The 13,727-nt window shown below is 35.3% G+C and carries 12 protein-coding genes; all 12 read right to left on the bottom strand.

Annotated features, from left to right (window positions below; translation table 11 throughout):
* Window positions 1-115: 115 nt before the first annotated feature.
* On the bottom strand, window positions 116-1,555 hold the full coding sequence (locus tag M2139_RS09550) for a 6-phospho-beta-glucosidase (RefSeq protein ID WP_280738612.1): 1,440 nt from the start codon (window positions 1,553-1,555) through the stop codon (window positions 116-118).
* A 108-nt stretch (window positions 1,556-1,663) separates the two neighbouring features.
* On the bottom strand, window positions 1,664-2,974 hold the full coding sequence (locus M2139_RS09545; RefSeq protein ID WP_280738611.1) for a PTS transporter subunit EIIC: 1,311 nt from the start codon (window positions 2,972-2,974) through the stop codon (window positions 1,664-1,666).
* 283 nt (window positions 2,975-3,257) lie between these two features.
* Window positions 3,258-4,004 (bottom strand): MurR/RpiR family transcriptional regulator, encoded by a 747-nt coding sequence (locus M2139_RS09540; protein ID WP_280738610.1) that lies wholly within the window; start codon window positions 4,002-4,004, stop codon window positions 3,258-3,260.
* A gap of 40 nt (window positions 4,005-4,044) precedes the next feature.
* On the bottom strand, window positions 4,045-4,971 hold the full coding sequence (locus tag M2139_RS09535) for an ROK family protein (protein ID WP_280738609.1): 927 nt from the start codon (window positions 4,969-4,971) through the stop codon (window positions 4,045-4,047).
* Between the two features lie 107 nt (window positions 4,972-5,078).
* Window positions 5,079-6,482, bottom strand: coding sequence for a histidine kinase N-terminal domain-containing protein (locus M2139_RS09530; RefSeq protein WP_280738608.1), 1,404 nt, complete (start codon window positions 6,480-6,482; stop codon window positions 5,079-5,081).
* Window positions 6,483-6,605: 123 nt separating this feature from the next.
* On the bottom strand, window positions 6,606-7,490 hold the full coding sequence (eutC, locus tag M2139_RS09525) for an ethanolamine ammonia-lyase subunit EutC (protein WP_280738607.1): 885 nt from the start codon (window positions 7,488-7,490) through the stop codon (window positions 6,606-6,608).
* A gap of 19 nt (window positions 7,491-7,509) precedes the next feature.
* Window positions 7,510-8,880: an ethanolamine ammonia-lyase subunit EutB gene (locus M2139_RS09520; RefSeq protein ID WP_280738605.1), complete on the bottom strand. Its 1,371-nt coding sequence runs from the start codon at window positions 8,878-8,880 to the stop codon at window positions 7,510-7,512.
* Between the two features lie 40 nt (window positions 8,881-8,920).
* A complete protein-coding gene (gene eutA, locus M2139_RS09515) occupies window positions 8,921-10,354 on the bottom strand; it encodes an ethanolamine ammonia-lyase reactivating factor EutA (protein WP_280738604.1) in 1,434 nt (477 codons plus the stop codon).
* A 73-nt stretch (window positions 10,355-10,427) separates the two neighbouring features.
* A complete protein-coding gene (locus tag M2139_RS09510) occupies window positions 10,428-10,703 on the bottom strand; it encodes a BMC domain-containing protein (RefSeq protein ID WP_280738603.1) in 276 nt (91 codons plus the stop codon).
* A 30-nt stretch (window positions 10,704-10,733) separates the two neighbouring features.
* Window positions 10,734-11,387 (bottom strand): ethanolamine utilization microcompartment protein EutL, encoded by a 654-nt coding sequence (eutL, locus tag M2139_RS09505; RefSeq protein WP_280738602.1) that lies wholly within the window; start codon window positions 11,385-11,387, stop codon window positions 10,734-10,736.
* Window positions 11,388-11,563: 176 nt separating this feature from the next.
* Window positions 11,564-12,136: a response regulator gene (locus M2139_RS09500; RefSeq protein ID WP_280738601.1), complete on the bottom strand. Its 573-nt coding sequence runs from the start codon at window positions 12,134-12,136 to the stop codon at window positions 11,564-11,566.
* Between the two features lie 249 nt (window positions 12,137-12,385).
* Window positions 12,386-13,615 carry a zinc-binding dehydrogenase gene (locus M2139_RS09495; RefSeq protein WP_280738600.1) on the bottom strand — a complete coding sequence of 410 codons (1,230 nt, stop codon included), beginning with the start codon at window positions 13,613-13,615 and terminating at the stop codon, window positions 12,386-12,388.
* Window positions 13,616-13,727 lie beyond the last annotated feature (112 nt).

Genomic DNA, 13,727 nt, shown 5'->3' with positions numbered 1-13,727 from the left:
AAAAATTAGACTACAAATCACCGATTGAATATCGGAAATCTGCAATCTAATCAATGCTTTTTTGAATGTGTCCCACTAATTGGGGTCAGTTCCAAGCAGCTAGCATCTCTCTTCTTTAAAGTTTTTCTCCATTACTGGCAATGACTTGTTGATACCAGGCAAAAGAATCTTTTTTCAGACGTTTTAAAGTACCGTTGCCTTGATTATCTTTATCAACGTAAATCACGCCGTAACGTTTTTCCATTTCACCACTACCAAAGCTAACAATGTCGATAATTCCCCACGGGGTATAGCCGATAACGGGGACACCATCTTCAATCACGGCTTTTTTCAACTGTTCCACGTGCCCTTGCAAGTAATTGATGCGATAATCGTCATGAATTTGATTGTCTTCAGTTAATTTATCGTAGGCGCCGAAGCCATTTTCAACTACAAACAACGGCAAATCATAGCGCTGATAAATAGTATTTAAAATATAGCGCAAACCCACAGTGTCAATTGGCCAACCCCAGTCGGAAACTTCAATATAAGGGTTTTTCACCATTTTCGCTTGCGGAACATCTGCAGTCGCTTGGCCTTCAACCTCTGGTAAAGTGGAAACAGAAGCAGACATATAGTAGCTAAAGCCGATATAATCTACTGTTCCTTTGGCTAAAATCGCTAATTCTTCTTGAGAAATTTCAATTTGATAGCCTTTCTTCCGCCAATATTTCGTTGCATACGTAGGGATTTTCCCTCTAACATGAATATCACTATAAAAATAGCGACGCTCATTAATTTTAACGGAAGCCATCATATCATCTGGATGACATGAATAAGGATAAACCGGCACATAAGCCATCATGCAGCCAATTTGAAAATCAGGATTGATTTCTTTGCCGGCAATCACAGTAGCAGCACTAGCGATTAGTTCATTAACACTTGCCTGATAAACTAAAGCTTCTTTATTTTCACCTTCAGCAATTACCATGCCTGAATTGGTCCAAACATGCAGCGGACTTTGACCATCTGCTTGATTGTTAATTTCATTAAAAGTCATCCAGTATTTCACTTTATCTTGATAACGAGTAAAAACACACTTAGCAAATTTTACAAATAAAGGAATTACTGCCTTATTAGCAAAACCACCAAATTTTTCGTAAATAGCATAGGGCATTTCAAAATGCGACAGAGTAATTACTGGCTCAATACCATTTTTTAATAATTCATCAAATAAATCATCATAAAACTGTAAGCCAGCTTCATTAGGTTCTTCTTCAACACCCGTAGGGAAAATACGACTCCAAGAAATTGAAGTTCGTAAACATTTCAAGCCAAGTTCTTTAAACATTTTGATATCTTCTTGATAACGATGATAAAAATCAATCGCTTCGTGATTAGGATAATATTCTCCAGCTTGCAGACCTTGGGTAATTTTACGGGGAATACCGTTACCACCAGCAGTCATAACATCCGCGATACTCATGCCGCGACCGCCTACATCCCAAGCACCTTCCGCTTGATGAGCCGCAAACGCCCCACCCCAAAGAAAGTTTTTCGGCATTTGATTCTCCATTATGTAATCCGCTCCTTATAAAATCATAATATTATGCTTTTTTTCTAAAAGTAAATAACGGAGAAAATGTTAACCAGTCATTTTCCCCGTTAAAATCAAAAACAGTGCTTAACTAGCATTTCTAGCTGCGCGATTTGATGCAATCACAAATGGTAGATAAATCACTACAGAAACAGCTAAGCAGACAACACCTACAACAGCACCCATTAAATTACCACCGGAACCTAAAAATAGATTAATAATCCCTGGTGTCGTCCACGGTACGCCAATTGCTGGCGTTGGCATAATCGGCCAAACCACTGTTACAAAATAGCCTACTAAAATATTGGCCATTGGCGTTAAAACAAAAGGAATAATCATAATTGGGTTCATCACGATTGGTAACCCAAAAATAATTGGCTCGTTAATTTGGAAAATCCCTGGGACAATTGACATTTTCGCCATTTCACGATATTCCGGTCTTCTTGAAGCAATAAAAATCGCAATAATCAAACCTAAAGTCATCCCGGTACCACCCATGTTGGCAAACATATCATTTAAGATGCCCCAAGTTTCTTTGTAAGGTACATCCCATAGTGAACCACCATTGTTAATAAACTCTAAATTCGCTAAATCTTGTTCTGCGAAAATCGCTGAACGAACAGCCGTTAAAGTATTTGGTCCGTGAATCCCAATAGAAAATAGTAAAGTCTGTACAAAAGCTAGTAAAAGTACACCAACCACATTACCACCTAAATTACGCAGCGGCGTTTGGATACCATTATAAATTAATTCATTAATGCCTTCTGGGGCAATTTTCAAGACGAAGAAGTTAATTAAGGCTGCGCCCGCGATCACCATTACAATTGGAATCAAACCTGAAAAAGAGCGAGTAACTGCTGGCGGAACCATATCTGGCATTTTAATTTGTAGTTTATTAATTTTAAATAATTTCGGTAAAAACTCACCAACTAAGCAAGCCACAATCATCGCTACAAATAAACCTTGTGCTCCTAAATATTTCGTTGAAACAACAGAAATATTATCGGCACTAAATGGCGCTGGATAGAAAATCATAAAACAAGCCACACTTGTTAAACCAACTAATGTTTCATCAGCTTTAAAATGTTTCGCTAACAACTGTGCCACTAAGAAAGCGATAAAAATACTCATAATATTAATCGTACCATTGGCAACAGACGCTAAAACTTGTTGAGCACTTTCCAAATTAGGAAATAGCTTATTTAGTTTGAATAATTGCACAATAAAACTATCATTTGAAAATAAAATATTATTAATTAAAATAACTAAAGAAGAAGAAATTGTTAACGGGAAAATTAACATAAATGCGTCTCTGATAGCAGCTACGTGACGCTGATTATTCAGCTTAGTTGCCACAGGGACTAATGTGCGTTCCAGTAAATCATTAAATTTTTGCATGGTTAAGCCACCTTTTTCTGTTTGTTTAGCTCCAAAACTTCTTGCGGCCGCTGTTGAAGTCTCTTTGCTTTTCATTTTAGTCAGTTAACAATTGCTTTAACTGACGTTTGTTTTCCTAACTACATTATAGCGGTTACAAGTTTAAAATAATCATTGTTTGGCTATTTTGGTAGAAAGTCTATTCTATTGAAGGTTTTTACCACCGCCGGAACACCCTGTTCCACAATCGGCAAAAAAAGTTGAGTCTGCTCCAAAAGCAAAAGCAGCTCTCAACTTGGGTAAATTATTCTGTTTTTAAGTAGCCAATTAATGTTTCCAAAATAGCAATTGCTGGTAATTGGCTAGACAAATCTAAATAAATTTCTTTACGTTCTTCTTTAATTGCATACTCTATAGAGTAATCACACAGCTGCGCTAAGGTACTTTTATGATTTTGCGTGATACAGTATTTCTCCACAGAAGCTTGATTTTTAATGCCTAAAATCACTTCAATCAATTCCTTAGTTTCTCCGGAAATACTAAAGAAAATTAACACCGTTTTTTGATTTTCTTTTAAAAAACTGCGAATAGGATAAGTTAATTCATCTAAGCTAATCGCGAAATAGCCTAAACTAGCTAATTTCCGCGCACTGTATTGAGCAATCGCCCCAGATGCTCCTAACCCCATAAATAAAACCAAATCGGCTTTTTCAACAGCTTTCGCCATTTTTTTTATTTGATATTCCACATCAGGATGAAAAATATTCATGTTTAAAGCTTGAATCCGCTGCTCTAAAGATAACTGGCGCTCACTTTCCGCCACATTTTTTTCTTCAAGAAAGGCTTTAATATAAAAACGAAATTCTGGATAAGAGTCATAACCCACTTTTTGCACAAAACGAAAAACCGAAGTCGAAGAAACATGCGCTCCGTTGGCAATATCCCGAACCCGCATATAAGGAATTTTTTCAAGATTATTCACAATATAACGATAAATTTCTTGTTCCACTGCTGACAACTGGCTTAAATTCAAATGTTCAAAAACTGGCATCTGCCTCACCCACTCTCTAACAAGAGTATACCATAAATTTTTACTTCATAAGTTGATGAATTTGATAGACTGCTCCGATTAAACCAGCATCATTTTTTAAATTAGTCGAAATCACCGGCGCAATCGTTTTACCCCGCAAAGCATTGATTGATTCATGGCGACTTTCCACTTCAACTAAAGTTTCTTGCAAGCGTCGGTGGAAAATTTCATTGCTACTAACGCCACCGCCTAATAAAATCGCTTCTGGGTCAAAACAACTAATTAAATTAATTAAACAAACCGCTAAATCCAGATAAAATTGGCGGGTAATCTCTTCAGCTAAAACATCGCCAGCTTCTGCCAATTGAAAAATTTCTCGTGCATCATTAAGACGCTCCGCTTGGGGATTTTTCAGTTGTAGTGCTTTGTTGTAAAGCTTAACTAAACCGCCCGCTACCGCCGTCTTCTTATTAACAGAAACTTCTTCAATATCACCAGTTGCCGGCAAATCTTTAATCACCGTCCAGCCAAATTCTCCCGCCATACCATGCGCGCCACGATAAACTTGCCCGTTAATCACAATACCGCCACCAACACCAGTTCCTAAAACTAAGCACAAATAATTATCAAAATCTTGCGCGTTACCAATCCATTTTTCAGCAATCGCTACTGCGTTAGCATCATTTTCAACCGTAACCGGTAAGCCTGTTCTAGCTTCCAAAACCACTTTAAAATTTTCTCCATATAAAGGTCGAATGGCTCCCGCCGTTAACATATAACCATCTTTTTGCACCACACCCGGCGCACTGATACCCACACCTTTAATGGTATAACGCTGCTGCGCATCTTCAATAATCGATACTAAATCATTATAAAATGCTGTCTTATCATAATTTGTCGCGATAGAAGATTTCTCCAAAATGTTGCCCACTTCATCTACTACCCCATATTTTATCGTTGTGCCACCAATATCAAAGCCTACATACATCTTATTTCGCTCCTCGCTCAATTATATTTAACGCTTTCATTGAAATTGTAGCACATTTAAAGGTGGAATTTTTTCCTTTTTGTAAGAACTGGCTTGAAATTTGCTTTTTATACTTTTTTCTTTTTTTGAAAAGAAATCAGAATTTTCGTCCCTTTACTATTACTATAAGTTCTGATTCGCCCACACAGCTTTTCTCTAACATAGCTATGTACAATTTGTAGCCCTAAATTTTGTTTTTCTTTTTCTTGTGGGTTGTATCCCACACCATCATCTGTTAATTCCAGCTCAATCCGACCTTCTTGATTTTCTCTACAAGTAATAGTAACACAGCCTGATTCTTTACCAGTAAAGGCATGGTCATAAGCATTTTGAACCAATTCATTAATAATTAACGCTAAAGTTACTGTAGTATCACTTGCTAAAACAATCGTTGAATCAACCATCAGTTCAATTTTTATTAATTTACTTTGGTCATAACTTTTCATCAAATTATTAACAATGCTCTCTAAAACATTAACTAATTTTATCTTATCTTCAAATTCTTTAGAAAGTAATTCATGACTTGCTGCAATCACAAAAATGCGGTTAATAGTTTCCGAAAAAACTTTTTTAGCTTCTGAATCTGCCATCTGCCTTTTTTGAATCCGTAATAAAGAAACAATTGTTTGTAAATTATTTTTAACTCGATGATGAATTTCTTGAATAACCTCTGATTTTCTAATCATAGCCAATTTTGTTTCTTTTAACTCTGTAATGTTCTGAATAATTAAAATAACACCCCTAGCTTCTCGATAAAATACATATTTCAAACTATAATAACCATTAAAAAAACGAACTTCTTTGGTTAATGAATTTTCGCCTTCACAAGCAGCTCCTAATGCCAAAATTTGTTTAAAAGTTGAATGGTCAATTGATAGATTATCATAATGTAACCCCTGAATATTCCCTAAATATCCAAAGTCTTGAAATAATTTAACTGCAAAATCATTACAATCATTTAGGATTCCTTTTTCGTTGAAGTTTAACACTGCATAGTCAATATTATCTACAATGTAGCGTTGCGGATTTTCTTTAGTAGCAACGGGTACTTCAACTTGAGGTGCAGCAATTACTGCCTGAGAAGCTTCTTCAATTACCACAGCCCCAATAACATGAGCTTTATACATTAACGGATAAACTTGTTGAATAATCACTCGACCATCTGGGCTTTTTGCTAATAAATCTGTCGAGTTTAGTGATGTTTCTAACGTTCGATAAACTCCAGGTTCATTTTTTCGTTTCATTAATTTACCCACTAAACCTTCAGAATACATGGTTGGCTTCGCAGTTGGTTTCCTATGAAAAACAACTCTTGCTTCACCTGTCCCTTGATCAATAACATCAACAAAGACTTCTTTATCAGAAAAAATTTTGCTAGTTAAAATTGCTTTAGATTCTATTACTATATGTTCAATTTCCTCTGGATACAGCAAAGTATAGCGTTCACATAACCGCTTCATTCTATCAATCATCATTTTCTCCTTATTCCGCTATCTTGTTATCAATCAAATTATAATTTGCAAAACTATGTATTAAAAAACACAAATCTATCGAAAAAAGCTTTAAACTAAACTTTTTCCGATAGATTACTATTATCACAGCTTTAAATCAACCCCACTGGCTTTTTTATTCAACATTTCTTTAAGGATTGTTGCAATATGAGCACCAGCTTCAACAGTAGGTGTACCTCCATTATAAATATTAGAAATTACTGTTCGATTTGATTCTGGCATACCAATCGTTGCTTTGTAAGCCATATAAGCACTCATACTTTCTCCAGTAACTAACCCTGGCCTTTCTCCTACTAATAAACAACAAACTTCTGCCCCAGTAACTTCAGAAATCACATCCATTGAAGGTACACGACCGTATTTTACAAAAATTGCCTTCCCAGTTTTTATACCTTCTGCTTCTAACCCCAAACGAATTGCTGGTAAAATATCTTCTACATTGCGTTCAATAGAAGTAGAACTTAAACCATCGGCAATAATTAACTGTACTTGAGGATTTTTTTCACAGCTCTTACGAATTTTTTCTAATTCTTCTTCTTCAAACTCTCGACCTAAATCCGTTCTAGTTAAATACTCTGCTTTATCTCTGCATTTTGTTTGAATTGGTAAAAGATCTAAATTTTTAACTAAGTCTTCAGAAACTTCTCCTTGAACAGCATCTTGTGAAGCCGCGTGATCCGCCCAAAATCTCAATAAAGTTTCAGTTTTCATTCTAGGTCCACTACGCCATACTCCCAAACGAGCAGGTGTTTTAGCTTTCATAGCTAAATAGGCTTCCTTATTGACAGGATCAGGAACTAATAATCTTTTTTGTAAATCAATCGCTGTAATATCAGCTACTTCTTCTTCAGAAATAATACTTGTTTGACGCTTAGCAACAACTTGTTCACTTGATTTATTTTCTTTAGTTAATAGTGCTTCTACCGCATCTTCAACTAAAATCTTCAAATCTTTTTCAGAAATCTCCATATTTACACTCCTTTATTCTTTATTTTTTATAAAATAATGTTGCATCTCCTGCTTTTGGTGTAAGAATTCCATGTTCATCCATAATTTCATGTTTCATTAACCACTCGTGATATTCTTTAATTGGTTTTCTACCAGTTAATTCTCTTAAAGTAGCATCATCGTGATAACTCGTATCCTGATAACTTAACATAACATCATCACCACAAGGAACTCCCATAAAGAAATTAGAACCACCTAAAGATAACAGCATCGTAGCCATTTCATGATCATTTTGATCCATTTTTGTATGATTAGTGTATACAGGCGCTGTCCCCATCGGAATCCCTAAAAGTTTTCCCATAAAATGATCTTCAATTGCTGCTCTCATCATCTGTTTTCCATCAAAAATTGTTTCTGGACCAATAAATCCTGATACTGTATTTAACATAAATGGTTTGTATTTTCTTGCTAACACATATTTTTTAGCTTCAAGCGTTAGCTGGTCAATATTATGAGCTGCGCCAATTGATAACTCTGATCCTTGACCTGTTTCAAAGTACATTAAGTTTTCTCCACTAGCCACACCATATTTATGAATTAAATCATAGCCTTCCATTAACATTTTATCGTCAATCCCAAAAGCCTTATTAGCATCTTCGGTTCCAGCTAAACTTTGAAATAACATCGATGTTTTCGCGCCTTGAGAAACACATTCCATTTGTGTGCTGATATGAGCTAAAACAACCGTTTGCGTTGGTAACTCCCATTCAATAGTAAATTCATGAATAGATTCCATAATCTTAGTAATATTACTTACTGTATCATCAACTGGATTAATACCAATACAGGCATCTCCCGATCCGTAAGAAACTCCTTCCATAACAGAAAGTAAAATTCCATCAGTAGAATCCGTTGGATGATTGCCTTGCAATCTAAAAGCTAATGAATCCGGATATCCAATTGTTGTGTTACAAGTAGCAATTGCGATAATTTTTTTCCCTGCATAAATCAAATCCATCGTAGACATAATTTTAGCGACAGCCGCAGCCATTGCACCGTTTAATCCTTTGCCTATTCTTAACAGCTCACGACTATTGGTTTCATGAGCAAGAATTTTTTCTCTTAAATAGCCAACTGTCCAATTTTTTATTTCATTATAAATTGTTTCATTAATTGTTTCTTCTTCAATTCGAGCTACCTCATCTATTTCAGGATCAATCACTGGATTTTTTCTAATATCTTCTAGTGTTAACTCGCTTAAAACAACTTTTGCAGCTGCTCGCTCTTGTGCTGTTCTAGCACCAATTCTTAATAAAACATCTCCCGATTTTTCTTCGTTCGCTTTTGCCAAAACATCACGAACAGATGTAAATTGGTAAGAAGTTCCTGATACAGTTGTCTTTAATCTCATTAAATTCCCTCCTATTTTTTATTTCATAATAGTTCTCTGTTTAATAACCCAACGCTAATGTTTTTACGACAACCGGCACTACTTTTCCGTTTGACAAAGGAGAGCCGATATCAATATAATCACCGTCGTTAATTTTAACTGAATCAATACAAATAATTGGATTCTTCTTTTGATTAAGTTTTTGTAGCATCAAGCCGACTATTTTACCAATATCTTTTTCGATTACCACAATTAATGGTTCATTATTCTGCAGTAACTCTTTCATCCCTAATAAAATAATTTCAGCTAACTCCTCAATGTCATTGAATGAAAACTGCCGATTTCCTGTCAGCGATAAAACAACTAACTGTTGCTCATCTGATAAATTAAACCAGTTTATTTTTTCACGAATCTGGCTAACTAATTTTTCCGAAACTAAAGTTGTCTTTGAAAGTTTAATATTAATAGCTGGTAAATTTTTTAGTGGAAAAAGATCTTCAGAGTATAAAATCGTACTACCACTAATCGTGGTGGTATGATTACCTGCACCAATAACAGTCGCCCGAATTGTTTCATTTGCCTGAGCAACTTTAACTTGATTAAACCAGTGGCTATTTTTAATTTCGCGACCCAAAATAACGCCAATATCACCATATACAAAATCATTCTTCAAATTTTCAACATAAATACAGTCGGCTACGCCTCCTGAGCACATAATTTGATTGATTTCATAGTCTCTTTTCAAATCTTTATCCGTTATCAAAAATGTTGACAACTCCGTTTTTTCACAAAAACCTAATACCTCGCCAAGTGCTTGACTTAGTAAAAAAACTAGCTCTTTAGCAAGCTCAGCGTCAAGGATTGTTCCTTGATTAATCGGGATTTTTTTTAATTCTGCTAATTTTTCAATTTTTTTAGAAAGATAAGTTATTTGTTTAGTATTTTCGTCCACCTTAACCAACCTGCCACCTACATCTAAGCAGCAAGTATCAATAATCTCTCCGTTTTTAAAAACTGAAATATTGGTTGTACCACCACCGATATCTAAATTTGCAACAATTTCATGAGCTTTTTCAGAAACAATATCTGCTCCCGCTCCACGACCAGCTAAAATAGATTCTAATTCCGGACCAGCCGTGGCAACTACAAAATCTCCAGCAAATTCGCTTAACGATTCTAAAACCAACTCAGAATTTTTTTTTCTAGCTGTTTCACCAGTAATAATAACTGCACCAGTAGCAATCTGATTTTTATTAATTCCAGCCTTAGTGTATTCGTTTTCAATAATCTGTTTTATTCTCATCACATCAATAGTCATTGAATTTATTAATGGCGTAAAATAAATAGCACTACGATAGACGATATTTTTATCTACAATCTTTATACTAGGAACCGCAAAATCAGAAGCTGTATTTTCAATCAACAGTTCGCTAAATATCAATTGTGTTGTAGTTGTCCCCACATCGATACCAACACTTAATATTTTTTCTACCATGATTATTCTCACTTTCTGATTAAAATTTTATTATATAGTTCAGGTAGTCATCTTTTTTCAGAATTCAGACTTTTTATTTTGGTAAAATAGCCGCTACTTCTGTATGCGGACGTGGAATTACATGCACAGATAATAATTCACCAACACGTTCAGCCGCTGCTGCTCCGGCGTCTGTCGCGGCCTTCACTGCTCCTACATCGCCACGAACCATTACTGTTACTAATCCACCACCCACTTGCTCTTTACCAATTAACACAACATTTGCGGCTTTAACCATTGCATCGGCTGCTTCAATCGCACCAACTAACCCTTTTGTTTCAATCATTCCTAAAGCATTTGTACTTGACATAATTTTTTCCTCCTCGTTTATTTCTCTTTTTTAAATATCTAGCGGCTTATCAGCTACATTTTGAATTGCTTGAGCAAATGCATTGCAAGCTGCCTTACAAGCTGATTGACTACCGTAAAGCAAAGCGCCACCAAAGTTGGTTTCAGATGGCGGACCATAAAAAACACCCATTTTAACATCGGCAGCTTTTAAAGCAGCGTCTAAACCATAAATCGCTTCTAACGGCGGTGCAATTAAATAAGCGATTGATTCACCTTCATTAATATTGGCCTCTTTCGAAAGAAAACTTCCAGAGCGTGAAATAACATGAGCAAAATAAACAATCGTATCATCTGCATTAGCACTAATAAAACTAGCTTCATTTTCAACAACTTCAGCCACTCTAGCTAAACCACTAGCTACTTCAGCTGGATTAGGGCCAGCAACAACCCCAATCACATCACCAGCTAATTGGCTGTTGGCATTAGCCGACCCGGCATACATACTTTTGGCATACACCACTTCGACTGAAGCGGTTTTAGTTGCTTCGTCTAACGCTACATAAGTGACGTCATCAGTATCTGCAGTAACAATTCCTAAAGAACGTTGATTTTCTTTCAACTCTAACTGTTTAATCAAAGATTCATCTGCATTAGTAATTATTTTCATACTTAATACTTTAGCTTTTAGTAAATCATCTCGCATCCTTTTACCTCCTATTTTTCAAAATCATACTTCTCTTTTTATTTGTAAAAAACACTCCTCTCAAAAATAGACGCTTAAAGAAAACAGGGAATTACTTCCTGATTTTCTCTAAGCGCCTTTGCTTATTACCAACAACATCGATGTTGTCTGATATTTAAATTTTTTTACAGTTAAAACTATATTTCATCAATAATAATTGATTCAGCGATTTCACTCATTTTACAACGCTTATCCATGCTCAATTGTCGAAGCATTTGATATGCTTCTCCTTCTGAGAGACCTTTTTCGCGACTCAAAACACCTTTTGCACGCTCAATAATTTTCCGCTCTGCCAATTTATTTTTTAAATTTTCAATTTCAATTAGCATTTGATTGATTTCTTTGCCTCTTGCCATGCTCATTTCAATTGTAGAAATTAAAGATTTTTCATCGAGCGGTTTCACTAAATAACCGATAGCTCCGATTTTTTTAGCATTAGTCGTGTATTCAATATCATTATATGCTGATAAAAAGACCAAACTGTTAGCTAATTTATCTTGCACAATTTTTTTACCTGCTCTAAGACCATCTAAATTTGGCATTTGAATATCCATTATGACTACATCCGGTAGTGTTTTTTTACATACTCTAATCGCTTCAAATCCATCAGCTGCTTCGCCAACCACCTCGTAACCAACACTTTGAAGCTGACCTCTAATATCAATCCTAGTAATTGCTTCATCATCAACAATAACAATTTTTCCATTCATTGTCTTTCACCCTATCGAATTCTATTTTATTATAATTCGCTATTTAAAAAGAAAAAAGCACCTAAAGAAACCAGTTAGTCACTGTTCTTTTAGGAGCTTCATTGCTCAATATTTAATTGTTTTGCTTTATCAACCAAATTATATTGCAGAATGAAAGGGCTGTCAACTTTTTTATTAATAAGTTATCTTAACCTCTAAGGTAGATAGGATAAAAAAACTGACTTAAAGCCAGTTTTTTCACCTCTGTATTTAAATTTCTTTAGCGCTTTCTAAAATATAATCTTCAGCATCTTTACTCCAGATACCATCAGTTTTTTCTAATATTTTTCCTAAATCGCTTTGAATAGCAACGTCAGCTAACTTAGTTAGTTCAATATTTTTATGAGTATAGACTAATTTTTTACCACCACCAATTTCTGGTTGGTTCAAAGTTGTTTCTCCAACAGCATTTAAACCAAGTAAATGAGTTACCACATTAGCAACTTGAACTTTTTTATTTTCAATCAATGCCACTGCTTTGCGCATATCTTCTGTATTCCCGCCAGAAGTACCGACATAATGGGTAAACGCGTAATGAATATCATAAAAATTAATTTCTGCAGAAAAATCTTTATTCTGTGGTCCAGCAAAAAAGTTCAGACAGCCATCAGGATTTAACAAAGCTGAAGCATCTTTTAACAAGCCGGCAGCTGGAACCATTACAAAAATATCATCAAAGCCAGCATCGCCAACAATCGTTTTCAATTCAGTAACTTGATCAGCCATCTCAGCAACATTCACATAATGAACTTCAATACCATTTTGACTAGGATATAATTTTTCAGCCCGATCTAATTTTTCTTGACTCATATCTGTAACTACCAGCTTTTTCGGTGTAATCGGACCATGCAAAGCATAATCAATCGCTAATAATCCCATCGGACCTGTTCCACCCATAATCAACATTGTTCCATCGGCTTTGACTCCCATTGCATGTTGATAAGAGCCAGGAACTAAGTGGTAATTCGCTTCAAAAGCACCGATCACACAAGAAAGTGGTTCAATCATAGAACCTTCAAAATAAGTTTCCCCTTGATAAGGAATTAAACAATCTTGTTCCATTACATCTTTAGAAATTACAATATAAGTAGCATCGCCACCGGTATAAGCGTATGAATAACCGGGACAATCAGGTCGATCAGGCAATTGTAAATTTGCTTGTAAAACATAACGTTCTCCCACTTGATATTTACCTTGCCATTTTGAACCAACTTCTAAAATTTCTCCACAAAATTCATGACCGATAATAATGGGATTTTCCGCTAAATCATTCGGCGCTTTTTTATGATCCGCTCCTTGATTTGCTAACTTCCACGTTGACATACAAATACTGTCAGTAATCACTGATGCTAAAATTTCATCTTCTTTAATTGCTGGAAGCTCGAATTCTTCCAATCTTAAATCTTTTTTGCCGTATATGCGAACTGCTTTTGTCTTCATATTGCTACTTCTCCTTAACTTATTCATTTTATAGTGTTCATTCATACTAATTTTATTTAGTAGCTTGAATGACACTTAATAAAACGGCAACTAAATTTGGGATTCAAATTAT

This window comes from Enterococcus sp. PF1-24, from assembly GCF_029893325.1.
GTDB lineage: Bacteria > Bacillota > Bacilli > Lactobacillales > Enterococcaceae > HY326.
The sequence above is the reverse complement of the archived record's forward strand: the minus strand, read 5'-3'. Positions and strand labels throughout refer to the sequence as shown.

Coding starts and splice junctions, on each gene's coding strand:
- eutC (WP_280738607.1), bottom strand. CDS start 7,490: ATGGAGATTTCTGAAAAAGATTTGAAGATTTTAGTTGAAGATGCGGTA.
- M2139_RS09500 (WP_280738601.1), bottom strand. CDS start 12,136: ATGAATGGAAAAATTGTTATTGTTGATGATGAAGCAATTACTAGGATT.
- eutA (WP_280738604.1), bottom strand. CDS start 10,354: ATGGTAGAAAAAATATTAAGTGTTGGTATCGATGTGGGGACAACTACA.
- M2139_RS09495 (WP_280738600.1), bottom strand. CDS start 13,615: ATGAAGACAAAAGCAGTTCGCATATACGGCAAAAAAGATTTAAGATTG.
- M2139_RS09530 (WP_280738608.1), bottom strand. CDS start 6,482: ATGATTGATAGAATGAAGCGGTTATGTGAACGCTATACTTTGCTGTAT.
- M2139_RS09520 (WP_280738605.1), bottom strand. CDS start 8,880: ATGAGATTAAAGACAACTGTATCAGGAACTTCTTACCAATTTACATCT.
- M2139_RS09510 (WP_280738603.1), bottom strand. CDS start 10,703: ATGTCAAGTACAAATGCTTTAGGAATGATTGAAACAAAAGGGTTAGTT.
- M2139_RS09535 (WP_280738609.1), bottom strand. CDS start 4,971: ATGTATGTAGGCTTTGATATTGGTGGCACAACGATAAAATATGGGGTA.
- eutL (WP_280738602.1), bottom strand. CDS start 11,387: ATGCGAGATGATTTACTAAAAGCTAAAGTATTAAGTATGAAAATAATT.
- M2139_RS09540 (WP_280738610.1), bottom strand. CDS start 4,004: ATGCCAGTTTTTGAACATTTGAATTTAAGCCAGTTGTCAGCAGTGGAA.
- M2139_RS09550 (WP_280738612.1), bottom strand. CDS start 1,555: ATGGAGAATCAAATGCCGAAAAACTTTCTTTGGGGTGGGGCGTTTGCG.
- M2139_RS09545 (WP_280738611.1), bottom strand. CDS start 2,974: ATGCAAAAATTTAATGATTTACTGGAACGCACATTAGTCCCTGTGGCA.